Genomic DNA, 12,136 nt, shown 5'->3' on the forward strand with positions numbered 1-12,136 from the left:
TATTTATAAGGGCATCCAACCATGCAGACTTTTAATAAAATTGGCGCAGTCTTTGCGCTTACAGCTTTTTTTGCAGTCGGCTGTAGTTCAGTCACAAAAACTGTATCCGACACGGCTCACTCATTAACCACAATGCATACGAAAAAAGTGGTTGATGTAAATGAAGTTACCGCAAATGGTATTGGTAAAAAAATAGGTACTATTAGCTTTCAAGATAGCGACAAAGGTTTAATTATTACCCCTGCTTTAGCTGACTTACCTAGCGGTACTCGCGGTTTCCATATTCACGAGAATGCCTCTTGTGCCCCTGCTGAGAAAGATGGAAAACCTGGTGCTGCCTTAGCTGCTGGTAGTCACTACAACCCGAATCAAGCTCCTCATCACGGTACGCCAACGACTGGCCATTTAGGCGATCTACCTGCTTTAGTGGTCGATAATACTGGTGTTGCAACCACGGCTGTGATCGCACCTCGATTGAAATTTGCAGATATTCAAGGCCGAGCGATCATGATTCATGCGGGTGGAGATAATTATTCAGACTCTCCTCTGCCTCTCGGCGGTGGCGGAGCACGAATTGCATGTGGCGTGATTAAATAATTTATCTGTCTATTAAATTGTGGGTATCTAAAAAGATATCCACAATTTTGTTAATTTATTGACCACTATAACTTGGTTTAAGTCTAATAAAATCTTAAAAAGTGACTGACTTTTGTAGATAAAAAGAATAATATTTTTGAAGTAATAAAAATTTAAAGTTACATACTGCTTTCTCACGTATTCTCTAATTTAGAACAAAAGCCGTGAATTATTTGACCCAGATATTTAATAGTTTTAAGACAAACTCGATTTTAATTTATTGCCTACAAATTTTGATTGTACTCACAGGCACAACTTTAGGTTTGCTTTCGCTAGGCCATAACGAGCTGATTGTTCCTGTGACTTTAGGGGCAATTGCAGCAGCGTTAACCGACTTTGATGACCGTTTAAGTATTCGATTACGTAACTTAGTCTATGTCTGCCTGCTATTTTTTACAGTCAGCAGTATTCTTGGATTTCTCGCTCCCTACAAAATTTTCTTTATTCTCTATCTCTCAATTTCTAGCGCTTTTTTCATTTTATTAGGTGCCTTAGGGCAACGTTATGCCACAATTTCATTTGGCACTATTTTGCTTTCCATTTATAGCATGTTCGGTTTAGGAGAATATGCTCATTGGTATCAACAACCTACCTACTTTGTTTATGGAGCTTTGTGGTACGGTTTCACCTCTATTTTATTTTTTATTATTAAACCTACACTTCCCTTACAAGATAAACTCTCACAAATTTTTAAAGAAATTTCTGTTTTACTACAGGCAAAAGCACGTTTATTTGATCCAGACAATAAAGAGAATGTAGAACAACTCTTATATGAATTATCCCTACAGAATACACAAGTTGCTCAAAGTCTAAATCAAATACGCAGCTCCCTACTCACTCGGTTGAAGGCTTCACGGGTGAGTAATAAAAGTATTTATTGGCTAAACCTGTATTTTTTTGCAAGAGATATTCACGAACAAGCCACCTCTAATTACTTACATTACGAACATATTCAACAGAACTTTAGCCGTAGTGATCTTATTTTCCGTTTCCAAAAAAATCTACGTCTACAAGCACAAGCTTGTCAGGACTTAGCCCAATGTATTTTATATAATCGGCCATCTCAGCCTTCGCAAGAAAGCCAGACAGGATTAAATCACCTAGAGAGTTCTTTAAAGGACTGGATACAACAACATCCACAAAATTTTGAAGTTAAAAATTTAAAACTCATTTTTGATAATTTAAAAGGAATGCATGAACAGTTTGAACAACTGCAATATGCACAGCCCTTCCCTGAAAATAATACCCAAACAAGGCAAGAGCACTTAAATTTACTTGATGATGATATCCAAGGATTCTCAGATCTGATCTTGAAACTTCGGCAACAGCTTACCCCTCAATCTGCATTGTTCAGACATGCGATAAGAATTGCAGTCGTTTTCGCCGCGGGCTATGCCATTTCATTATTACCCTTTGCTCAGCATGGCTACTGGATTTTACTGACCAGTTTATTTGTTTGTCAGATTACCTATTTTGCGACTAAAAGCCGCCTTAAGCTCAGAACAATTGGGACATTAATCGGTGTTTTATTAGGAATACCAATCTTATATTTTGTACCGAGTATTGAAGGCCAGCTCATCATTACGATTATTTGTGGAGTATGCTTTTTTTACTTACGGCAAAAGAAATATGCCTTGGCCACCCTTATGGCTACCCTCATGGTGCTATTAATTTTTAATTTAAAGGGTGCAGGCTACAGCATTATTTTACCTCGCCTGATAGATACGTTATTAGGCTGTTTTATTGCATGGCTCGCTGTAAGTTTTATATGGCCTGATTGGAATTTTCGTAATATTCCTAACAATATTAAGAAAAGTAGCAAAGCGACACTCGACTATTTCAATGTAATTGTTGAGCAATACCAATATGGCAAAAATCAAGATATAGAGTACCGTCGAATTCGTCGTGCTGCCCATAATGCTCAAATTGAGCTATCGAACATGATCTCAAGCTTAAGTGCCGAGCCCAATCCTAATCCAGAGCTCATTCACTATGCTTTCCGTTATTTGGTTTATAGCCACAGTCAACTCAGCTATGTGGCAGCGTTAGGTAGTCAACGACAAAAAATTGATGAAGAACAAGTTTTACAATTATTACTGCGTTGCCAGCAAATTCTTAGTCAAAGCGTACTTGGGCAGTCACTACCCGACAACACACATATTGAGCAAACATTGCAAGAAATTCGAGGCCTAACCACTCATGAACAACTTTCCGAGAAATATACATTAGTCTTGAAACAAATCAGTTTATTATTAGAAACATTACCAGAATTGCTGATGCTTAAAGACAAACTTTTAGAGCAAGAAATTAAATAGCTATAACACTTTATTGAGGATAAAAATGTACTTTCCAAAGATATATAAATTTCTTTCTGCCACTTTTTTATTGCTGAGTAGCACATCATATGCATTTGAAATAAATGATTTAAAAAAGATTATAGAGTGTCAATCAGATCAAGAAAATTATACCAATTTTGCTTCTGAATATGATGAAAATTTATCAGCACTTGGTTTTAAAAAAGTTGATGATCCAGAACAGCCTTTCATCTATTTATATAAAACAGCTCAGCCCATTCAATTATTTGGTATTAAAACTCATGAAATTGCTTTAGCAGGTCAAGGCATAGTAGCCGTTTTCCGAAATGCAAATGTTAATCAACTTTCGAAAAAATTTGATATACCTCAACATCCAGACTTTAAAACATTACCTTTTTTTAGAGGTGTTCGCACCGTCAAGACAGAACCAGCAACGGCAGATTCTTTTACTGTTTATCATAATCTCAACTTATCAGAAATGACCGGAAAAAGTCCGATGACATTATTAGGTTGTACCTATGAAACAGACCGCGAAGAAATGGAAAAAATGTTAAAAGAATAGTTAAAAAAATACCGGAATATAAATTCCGGTATTTTTCATTTAATCATTTCCTTGGAGCTTTCTTTCTTGCATTTCTTGCTTTAAAACATTTCGTGGTTGGGTAAACCAGAGCGCAATAAATGTAAAGGCAGATAATGCAAAGGCCCACAAATGAAATTGAGTATAGAGATAGCGTACCAGCTCAATCATGGCAAAGAAACTCATCATAAGCAGCATCGAAACTGCCGCCGCAACAGTTCCTTTTGATACTTCAGATGACATCAGTGCAAAGCGGTACAAAACTGAGAAACTAATTCCTTCACCAAAGCAAATTAATGTCATGCCTGTGAGTAAACAAGGAATTAAATAGGTTTGCCACACTATACCTAATATTAAAATGAGTGTACCAATCAGCATGATAGGTAAACCGATCATGACCGTTTTACCTAAAGACAGGCGATCAATAATTTTAATTAAAACAATATTCCCGATAATTAGACCCAGAAATACCGGAAATTGAGCTAAACCATATTGCACACTCGTTAGCTTCAATTCATCTACCAAAATAATTGGAGATAAGGCAATCCAGAGCATTAAAGGCATACCAACCAAAGGCAAAGCAAGGCTTAAACCTAAAAAGCGGTGATTACTAAATACCTTTTTAAAATCATCGAAAAGATAGCTAAAAGGTTGCTTGGTAACACTGACCTGCTGATTTGGCATTTGTTTTTTTAAACCTACCCAACTGAGTAATGCCAATATAGCGATGGCTACAAAGCCCCAGTGCCAAGACACATAATCAATTAAGAAAGCACCGAGTACGGGTCCCAACAAAGGTGCAAGCAATGAAATATTTGCCATGAGTGCCATGACTTTAATTGCATCACGTTCAGCAAAACTCTCTTGAATAGCAGCATAACCCACTGCTGAAATTACACTTAAACCAATACCTTGTAAAAAGCGTAATGTCAGAAAGTATTCCATTTGTCGGGTTAGTAAAATTAAAAAACAGCACAAGGCGAAAAATAAGACACCAGCCAAAAGTACTTTTTTACGCCCAAGACGATCTGACAAAGGCCCAAGTAACCATGCAACCGAGGCACCACCTAATAAGTAAAATGACATTGAAGACGGTGCCCAAGTTGCGCTTACACCAAAATCTTCAGTGATTGCCAACATTGCTGGCTGAATCAGGTCATTACCAATATAAACCGCAAATTCAAATAGCACTAAGGCCAAAGGAAACATCAACGTTGTACGGTTCAACGTTGTCGTTTGAATATTTTTCATGAGTTGTACACTTCAAAATAGCGGCCATATGTCTCTACAACTACATATAAAATAGGATGTAGTCATGATGATGACAGTATGGTCAATCAATCTTTAATTAAGTTTTTATATGCCGTGAGAGTGCATGTTTAGAATGTGAAACACCGTATTCACAGGGTGTCTAAGAATAGAAAAATTATATGGCGTGAGATTTGATAATTTTTACCAGTTGGCATAATTACCGAGCGCAACAATAGCATTTTTTGAATTGCTCAGCAATCGGACAATTATAAGAAGTTTAAATCTTATTTTTTTTACCCACAGCCATACTGTTTTTATTGTGAATAACCTTAAAGTTATCCACATCTATAATAAAAATTAATCATTAAGGACAAGGATTAACTTGGAAATCTGGGGTTTCCTGCCCTTTCGTACATTGATAACTTTGCTTTTTATTCACAATTTTCCAGACTTGCTGGTCTCGCTTTAATAAATATTCCGTACGAACTTTTGTTATCGCATCTTCGCTAGGATCTGTCTGTAAAATAGTAACTTGAGCATTCGAGGGATCATCGGCAGCATTCATTTGCTGTGAAATGTCCAAATTACTTGCATCATTTAGAAGATCTGGTTGATCAAGTAATACTGCTTGAATCGGGCTATCAGCAAGTTGAGCAGAAGAATTTTTAGCTGGAGCACAAGCTGTTAGCATTGCTAAGCTAAAAACAGTCAGCAAACTCATTTTTCTCATATGTAATCTCTTAATCCTACTCAAACTTAATGCTAAAGCTCATAAACAGTTTTTTCCGTAGTACTTTGTAAAATAAGATTAAAGTTATTGATATTATTCATCTAAATTTATTTCACAATTCGAATTCCTATTTAATTGTTGATTTTTAATCAAGAATATTTTTCCAATTCATGCATTTTTCTATAAGAGTAAATTCCGTAGAGTAGATTTCAAATTTAGGAATTTAATTAGAGTAACTCCCATGAGTAAGATTTTAGTCATTAACGGCGCCAAACAATTTGCACATTCAAATGGTGAATTAAATGACACATTAACCACACTGGCAACCTCATATCTCACCGAACTCGGACATGAAGTTCAAGTGACCCGTGCCGATAGCAATTACGATGCAGAAAATGAAGTTGAAAAATTCTTATGGGCTGACGTTGTGATCTATCAAATGCCAGGTTGGTGGATGGGTGCTCCATGGACTGTAAAAAAATATATTGATGACGTATTTACTGTGGGTCACGGTTCACTCTATGCAAACGATGGCCGTAGCCGTTCTGATGCCGCAAAAAAATACGGTTCAGGCGGTTTAATTCATGACAAAAAATATATGTTGTCATTAACATGGAATGCCCCGATGGAAGCATTTGATGATGCAGATCAGTTTTTCCATGGCGTAGGTGTTGATGGTGTTTATTTACCTTTTCATAAAGCGAATCAGTTTTTAGGAATGAGCACACTTCCTACTTTTATTGTCAATGATGTGATTAAAATGCCTGACGTTGATAGTTACGTTGAAGAATATAAAACCCACTTAAATTCTGTATTTGCAGCAGCCTAATAAGGAAAAATCCATGCTTACTATTATTGCGGAAATTCGTACTAAATCGGGTGGACAGCATCGCCAAAACGTATTGGATGCCTTTCAAAAAATCATTCCAACTGTTTTAGCAGAAGATGGTTGCCATGGCTATGAGCCTTTGATTGACCACATATCAAATGCCAGTTTCCAAACCAAAGAGCCCGATACGATTGTGATGTTAGAAAAATGGGCAAGTGTTGCCCATCTTGAAGCACATCTGGCTACACCTCATATGCAAGCCCATCATGCAGCAGTTAAAAATGATGTAATTGATGTCAAAATTAAAATTTTAGAAAGTGGCGTATAATTTAGCCCATAAAAAAAGACGATATATTTATCGTCTTTTTTTGCTTAAGAACAAAGTTGTGTTTGGAAACCTCTAGAGCCTTTACCTCTCGCACATTGATAGCTCTTTTGCTTATTTTGCAATTGCCACTTTTCATCAACCAATTTAAATGCATACTCTGTTCGGATTGCAGAAACAGAGTCGTCCATTAAACCTGTTTGAATGACAGTAATACGAGAAACAGTTGGTGATTCCACACGGTTAAACACTTGCTGAACTGAGGTATTGTTGTGCTCTTTTACAATCTCAGGTTGAGATTTAAGTACTTGTTGCATTGGGGTTTCTGAACCTACAAAAGGGATTAATTTACTGGTTGTCGCACACCCAGTGAAAAGTCCAGCACAGAGAGCTGAAATTAAAAATAAACGTTGCATTTTTATCACCAAAAACAAAAGGCATAGCTTTATGATGCTATGCCTTGGTCGGTTACTCTGTAGAAACTATGTAGTTCTAAAGATGCCTAATCACTTAAAGATTAAATAATTTATCCTGTTCACCCAACCTTAGCGATTATGATTTGATAAGATTAATTTCTATTCCATCCAACAAATAGGATCATCCATGCAACTGACTTATGCAGGGCAAGTTTTCTTGGTAGTCGTTGCAATTTTAATAGTCTGGTCATTTGTGCTTACCAAATTTTGGGTCAAGCGTTTAGCAAAAAATCGTAAAAGTAGTAAGTTTGAATTTGTATATTTATTTGCAGTTGTTTTTAGTATTAGCGCTTTATTTTTCCCTTTTACCTATTGGGTTTCGCAAGCAATATACGGTTTAGCAACCAAGCCAAGTTACGATGCAACTGTAGTGAACTATACCTCTGAGTGGGTCGATACTGAACGTACAGATTCCAATGGGCGTAAATATAAAACTCAAACTCTTATGCACACCGCTCACGTTCAGTTCAAAGATAATCAAAACAAAACACTAACTTTAGACAATTCGGTTCGCTCTGGTGATATGCCGGTAGTTGGTGAACATATTACAGTTGTTTATGAATCTGGTGATCACACCGCGCAAGAAAAGAGTTGGCGAACTATTCTACTGTTTACAGCAGCCTCATTTATGCTGTTTATTTTAGGTTATGTATTGCTCATGATTATTGCCTATAGCCTCAATCGGAACATGGAACCCTATAAAACCTTTGCTAGTACTTTAATTTTTAGAGTGACGCTTCCGTTAGCTACAACGGCGATGTTTGTAATGTTGTCTTATTCTATTTTTGCCTATTTCTTTTTAGGTAATCCGCGTAACTTACCTGTGTGGGCCATTGGACTTTGTAGCTTCTTTGCTCTTTGTCTTTTACCGCTGATTTATCATATTTTGACGGGTTGGAAAGCTTATAAAAAATGATAGATTAAAAAAAGCGCATCTTTCGATACGCTTTTAACAAAAATTCTTTTATCTAATCAAGCATTAAAGATCAAATAATTTACCTGGGTTCATCAAACCATTCGGATCAAATACTTTCTTCAACGCTTTCATATATTCAATTTCTTCAGGCGAACGTGAATATTCCAAATACGGTTTTTTCGTCATGCCTACGCCATGCTCAGCAGAGATTGAACCATCGTATTTTTTAACGGTATCAAACACATATTTATTCACAACCTGACACTTCGCAAAGAACTCATCTTTGGTTAAGTTTTCAGGTTTTAAAATATTTAAGTGCAAGTTACCGTCACCAATGTGACCGAACCAGCAAATTTCAAAATCAGGATAGTTCTCTTGAACAATTGCATCAATCTCACGAATAAATGCAGGTACGTGAGTAATTAATACTGAAATATCATTTTTATATGGAGTGAACGGCGCGATTGATTCAGAAATATCTTCACGTAAACGCCACAAGCTTTCTACTTGATCAAGGCTCTGGCTCATTACACCATCAAGTACCCAACCCTGCTCCATACAATGCTCGAAAATTTCCATTGCTTTATCGAGAATCGGCTCATATGGTGCTTCAAACTCAAGCAATACATAGAACGGACATTGAGTTTCAAATGGACGTTGTACATGTCCATGATCTAAAACTTTTTGCATTGCAAGTTCACCAAAGAACTCAAATGCAGTTAAATCGATATCTTTTTGGAACGCATGTAATACAGGCATTACTGCATCAAAATCAGGAACACCTAAAACTAAAACTTGTAAGTTTTGCGGTTGACGCTCAAGTTTAATTTCTGCTTCAGTCACTAAACCTAATGTACCTTCACCACCAATAAATAAGTGTTGTAATGCATAACCAGTTGCATTTTTAACCATGCCTTTGTTTAAACGTAAAATATCACCCTTACCAGTGACAACGGTTAAACCAAGCACCCAATTACGTGTCATGCCGTATTTAATTACTTTAATACCACCAGCGTTGGTTCCGATATTACCGCCAATCTGGCTAGAACCTGCTGATGCAAAGTCAACCGGATAATACATACCCTGTTCTTCAGCATAATTTTGCAATTGTTCAGTCACAACACCAGCTTGTACTCGAACCATACGATCTGCTGGGAAGAACTCAAGAATTTGGTTCATTTTGTCCATGCTAATGACAATTTCACCATTGGTTGCAACAGCACCAGCCGAGAGACCAGTACGGCCGCCTGAAGGGGTAATTGCGATATTAAACTGGTTCGCAAGCTTCACAACAGCTTGAACTTGCTCAGTGGTCGATGGAAAAACGATGACCGATGGGTTCGGATTAAAATGCTTAGTATGATCTTTACCCCAGTTTTCGAGACTATCAGCATCGGTTTTAATACGGTTTTCACCGACGATTGCTGTTAATTGGGTAAGTAACTCAGGTGTTAAAGCGACTGGAGCATTCATCGTTTGCAGACCTAGCAAGAAGTAAACTGTGGTGGGACTATGGCGTAATATTTCTCAGAGTTTTCACCTGAGCAAAGCCATAAGCTATATTCTACATGTAACCGCACAAGCGATAAAGTTCAGAATAGAGATACTGTCACTACAAAACATGTTTAACCTTCATAAATGACTTATGAACCGTCAAAGCATCAATATTTTTAAGTTCAAATGACAAGCACATTTTAAAACTGTCAACAAGCCATAAACAGAAGTGATTAGATATAGATAAAATTGCCATAAGATGATGGCGTAAACGAAATATCTATAGCACCGCCCATTATGTTATGATAGCGCCACCAAATTTGGCCTTTGTAGCGGAGCCGTAATGAGCCAACATCTTTCACTACCTAAAGATAAAATCCGTTTCCTTTTGTTAGAAGGCGTTCACCAAAACGCAGTCGATACTTTAAACGCTGCGGGTTACACCAATATTGACTATCGTAAAACTGCTCTTGAAGGCGAAGCGCTAAAAGAAGCTGTTAAAGATGCTCACTTTATTGGTATTCGTTCGCGTACCCAATTGACTGAAGAAATTTTCGAAGCTGCAAATAAATTGATCGCAGTGGGCTGTTTCTGTATCGGAACAAACCAAGTTGATCTTAAAGCAGCAATGGCACGTGGTATTCCTGTATTTAACGCACCGTATTCAAATACGCGTTCGGTTGCAGAACTTGTACTTGCTCAAACGATTCTTCTTCTTCGCCGTGTTCCTGAAAAGTCAGCGGCTTGTCATCGTGGTGGTTGGGATAAGTCTGCTGTCGGTTCTTTCGAAACTCGTGGCAAAACTTTAGGTATTGTAGGTTACGGTTCCATCGGTTCTCAGCTTTCTGTTCTTGCTGAAAGCTTAGGTATGCATGTGATTTATTACGATGCAGTGACTAAATTACCAATGGGTAATGCTCGCCAAGTTGGTTCGTTAGACGAACTCTTAGCGACTGCTGATGTGGTTACATTACATGTGCCTGATGTTCCATCTACACGTAACTTCTTCACTAAAGCACAATTTGCAAAAATGAAAGAAGGCGCAATCTTCCTAAATGCTGCACGTGGTACATGTGTAGTGATTGAAGATTTAGCAGATGCAATCAAGTCTGGTCATATTGCTGGTGCAGCGGTTGACGTATTCCCTAAAGAGCCAAAAGCAAATGGTGAAGAGTTTGTTTCTCCACTTCGTGGCTTAGACAATGTGATTTTAACTCCTCACGTTGGCGGTTCAACCATGGAAGCGCAAGCAAACATCGGTTTAGAAGTTGCAGAGAAATTTGTTGCTTACTCTGACAAGGGTATGACGCTTTCTGCGGTGAACTTCCCAGAAATCGCGTTACCACTTACTGCTGGTCAACACCGTTTATTGCACATCCACAAAAACGTACCGGGCGTATTGTCTAAAATCAACAACTTGTTTGCTGAACAAGGCATCAACATTTCTGGTCAATCACTCATGACTAAAGGTGACATCGGTTACCTCGTAATGGACGTTGACGCTTCTGCTTCTCAAGAAGCTTTAGATATGTTGCATGAAGTTGAAGGTACAATTCGCGTGCGCGTATTGTTCTAATACGAACTGTAAATTTAAAAGCCACAGCATTGTCTGTGGCTTTTTTATGGACATTTACATTATCATGTGAAAAGTATACCAATCGATCAAATAATAAAATGTCCAGTTCGAACCAGAAATCTCAGCTACATGCTTTGGGCTTTCTCATTCTCGCTATGCTAAGCGTACAAAGCAGCGCATCTTTAGCTAAAATTCTGTTCCAGAACTTTCCTGTGCTCACTGTCTCCGCAATGCGCCTATGTTTAGGTGCAATGATTCTTGCCTTTATTTTCCAAATTTGGCGAATTAATTTTAGTCAGGTTCGTTGGAAAGCGATCTTGGCTTATGGATTTGCTCTTGCCGGAATGAATGCGCTTTTTTATCTGTCAATTGAGCGATTACCCATTGGTATTGCAGTGGCTTTTGAATTTATTGGCCCCTTAAGTGTAGCCCTATATCACGCACGCCAGAAATATGATTTTGTCTGGGTCAGTTTCGCAATTATTGGTCTCATTTTACTTTTCCCTTTCAATCAGGCTCATAGTCTGGATTGGATCGGAGTATTATTTGCGGTTTGTGCGGGTGCATGTTGGGCGCTTTATATTATTGCGGGTCAAAAACCTTCTGGCATTTCAGGTAACCATACTGTGTGTTTAGGAATGACTGTAGGCGCATGTGTATTGCTACCAATTACTTTTTTCTCAGGGTCAATGGGCCAAGTTATAGAGCTCCCCTATCTTTTTTATTTTATTGGCTTAGCAATTTTAGCCAGCGCATTACCATTCTCTTTAGAAATGCTAGCACTACGTAATTTAACACCGTTAAGTTTTGGAACATTGATGAGCCTAGAACCCGCAGTTGCTGCACTTTCTGGCTTTATCTTTTTAGGTGAATATTTGTTATGGAATCAATGGCTGGCACTCGCAACAATTATTGCAGCTTCCGTCGGTTGTACCATAACTACCCAAAAAGCACGTCAGGAACGTGAAAAAACAGTCAGTTAAATCGACTCAACCTGCGAGTTGGAAC

The 12,136-nt window shown here is 37.8% G+C and carries 12 protein-coding genes; 8 read left to right on the plus strand and 4 right to left on the minus strand.

What is annotated here, in order from left to right:
• Positions 1-21: 21 nt before the first annotated feature.
• From sodC to HL290_RS16265, 3 genes are all read left to right on the plus strand, one after another.
• Positions 22-597 (plus strand): superoxide dismutase family protein, encoded by a 576-nt coding sequence (gene sodC, locus HL290_RS16255; protein ID WP_045433290.1) that lies wholly within the window; start codon positions 22-24, stop codon positions 595-597.
• A 203-nt stretch (positions 598-800) separates the two neighbouring features.
• On the plus strand, positions 801-2,951 hold the full coding sequence (gene yccS, locus HL290_RS16260) for a YccS family putative transporter (RefSeq protein ID WP_198497010.1): 2,151 nt from the start codon (positions 801-803) through the stop codon (positions 2,949-2,951).
• Between the two features lie 25 nt (positions 2,952-2,976).
• Complete coding sequence (locus tag HL290_RS16265; protein ID WP_198497011.1) at positions 2,977-3,513, plus strand: hypothetical protein; 537 nt, start codon at positions 2,977-2,979, stop codon at positions 3,511-3,513.
• Positions 3,514-3,552: 39 nt separating this feature from the next.
• Here the strand turns inward: HL290_RS16265 and HL290_RS16270 are convergent, their stop codons facing one another.
• On the minus strand, positions 3,553-4,782 hold the full coding sequence (locus HL290_RS16270) for an MFS transporter (protein ID WP_198497012.1): 1,230 nt from the start codon (positions 4,780-4,782) through the stop codon (positions 3,553-3,555).
• A gap of 364 nt (positions 4,783-5,146) precedes the next feature.
• Positions 5,147-5,512: a hypothetical protein gene (locus HL290_RS16275; protein ID WP_003653754.1), complete on the minus strand. Its 366-nt coding sequence runs from the start codon at positions 5,510-5,512 to the stop codon at positions 5,147-5,149.
• Positions 5,513-5,753: 241 nt separating this feature from the next.
• On the opposite strand from HL290_RS16275, the gene HL290_RS16280 reads away from it, so the two are divergent.
• Positions 5,754-6,341, plus strand: a complete 588-nt coding sequence (locus tag HL290_RS16280) for an NAD(P)H-dependent oxidoreductase (protein ID WP_198497013.1) — start codon at positions 5,754-5,756, stop codon at positions 6,339-6,341.
• 13 nt (positions 6,342-6,354) lie between these two features.
• Positions 6,355-6,669, plus strand: a complete 315-nt coding sequence (locus HL290_RS16285; protein WP_198497014.1) for a putative quinol monooxygenase — start codon at positions 6,355-6,357, stop codon at positions 6,667-6,669.
• Between the two features lie 44 nt (positions 6,670-6,713).
• Here the strand turns inward: HL290_RS16285 and HL290_RS16290 are convergent, their stop codons facing one another.
• Positions 6,714-7,082, minus strand: coding sequence for a hypothetical protein (locus tag HL290_RS16290; protein WP_198497015.1), 369 nt, complete (start codon positions 7,080-7,082; stop codon positions 6,714-6,716).
• 187 nt (positions 7,083-7,269) lie between these two features.
• Here HL290_RS16290 and HL290_RS16295 point away from each other — a divergent pair, with 187 nt between their 5' ends.
• Entirely contained in the window at positions 7,270-8,058 is a 789-nt protein-coding gene (locus tag HL290_RS16295; protein ID WP_198497016.1) for a xanthine permease, read from the plus strand.
• A 63-nt stretch (positions 8,059-8,121) separates the two neighbouring features.
• Here HL290_RS16295 and HL290_RS16300 read toward each other — a convergent pair whose 3' ends face one another.
• Entirely contained in the window at positions 8,122-9,531 is a 1,410-nt protein-coding gene (locus tag HL290_RS16300) for an FAD-binding oxidoreductase (RefSeq protein ID WP_005043994.1), read from the minus strand.
• A 364-nt stretch (positions 9,532-9,895) separates the two neighbouring features.
• On the opposite strand from HL290_RS16300, the gene serA reads away from it, so the two are divergent.
• Both serA and HL290_RS16310 read left to right on the plus strand, forming a co-directional pair.
• Positions 9,896-11,128, plus strand: coding sequence for a phosphoglycerate dehydrogenase (serA, locus tag HL290_RS16305; protein WP_056482508.1), 1,233 nt, complete (start codon positions 9,896-9,898; stop codon positions 11,126-11,128).
• A gap of 98 nt (positions 11,129-11,226) precedes the next feature.
• The gene (locus tag HL290_RS16310) at positions 11,227-12,111 is read left to right on the plus strand and encodes an EamA family transporter (RefSeq protein WP_198497017.1); all 885 of its coding nucleotides are present in this window, start codon (positions 11,227-11,229) and stop codon (positions 12,109-12,111) included.
• The last annotated feature ends 25 nt before the right edge of the window (positions 12,112-12,136 follow it).

Source organism: Acinetobacter sp. AC1-2, from assembly GCF_016124155.1.
GTDB lineage: Bacteria > Pseudomonadota > Gammaproteobacteria > Pseudomonadales > Moraxellaceae > Acinetobacter > Acinetobacter calcoaceticus.

What these genes read in the sequence shown, in the direction of transcription:
- HL290_RS16285 (WP_198497014.1), top strand. Translation starts at nt 6,355, where the DNA reads ATGCTTACTATTATTGCGGAAATTCGTACTAAATCGGGTGGACAGCAT.
- HL290_RS16290 (WP_198497015.1), bottom strand. Translation starts at nt 7,082, where the DNA reads ATGCAACGTTTATTTTTAATTTCAGCTCTCTGTGCTGGACTTTTCACT.
- HL290_RS16270 (WP_198497012.1), bottom strand. Translation starts at nt 4,782, where the DNA reads ATGAAAAATATTCAAACGACAACGTTGAACCGTACAACGTTGATGTTT.
- sodC (WP_045433290.1), top strand. Translation starts at nt 22, where the DNA reads ATGCAGACTTTTAATAAAATTGGCGCAGTCTTTGCGCTTACAGCTTTT.
- HL290_RS16300 (WP_005043994.1), bottom strand. Translation starts at nt 9,531, where the DNA reads ATGAATGCTCCAGTCGCTTTAACACCTGAGTTACTTACCCAATTAACA.
- HL290_RS16275 (WP_003653754.1), bottom strand. Translation starts at nt 5,512, where the DNA reads ATGAGAAAAATGAGTTTGCTGACTGTTTTTAGCTTAGCAATGCTAACA.
- HL290_RS16265 (WP_198497011.1), top strand. Translation starts at nt 2,977, where the DNA reads ATGTACTTTCCAAAGATATATAAATTTCTTTCTGCCACTTTTTTATTG.
- serA (WP_056482508.1), top strand. Translation starts at nt 9,896, where the DNA reads ATGAGCCAACATCTTTCACTACCTAAAGATAAAATCCGTTTCCTTTTG.
- HL290_RS16310 (WP_198497017.1), top strand. Translation starts at nt 11,227, where the DNA reads ATGTCCAGTTCGAACCAGAAATCTCAGCTACATGCTTTGGGCTTTCTC.
- HL290_RS16280 (WP_198497013.1), top strand. Translation starts at nt 5,754, where the DNA reads ATGAGTAAGATTTTAGTCATTAACGGCGCCAAACAATTTGCACATTCA.
- HL290_RS16295 (WP_198497016.1), top strand. Translation starts at nt 7,270, where the DNA reads ATGCAACTGACTTATGCAGGGCAAGTTTTCTTGGTAGTCGTTGCAATT.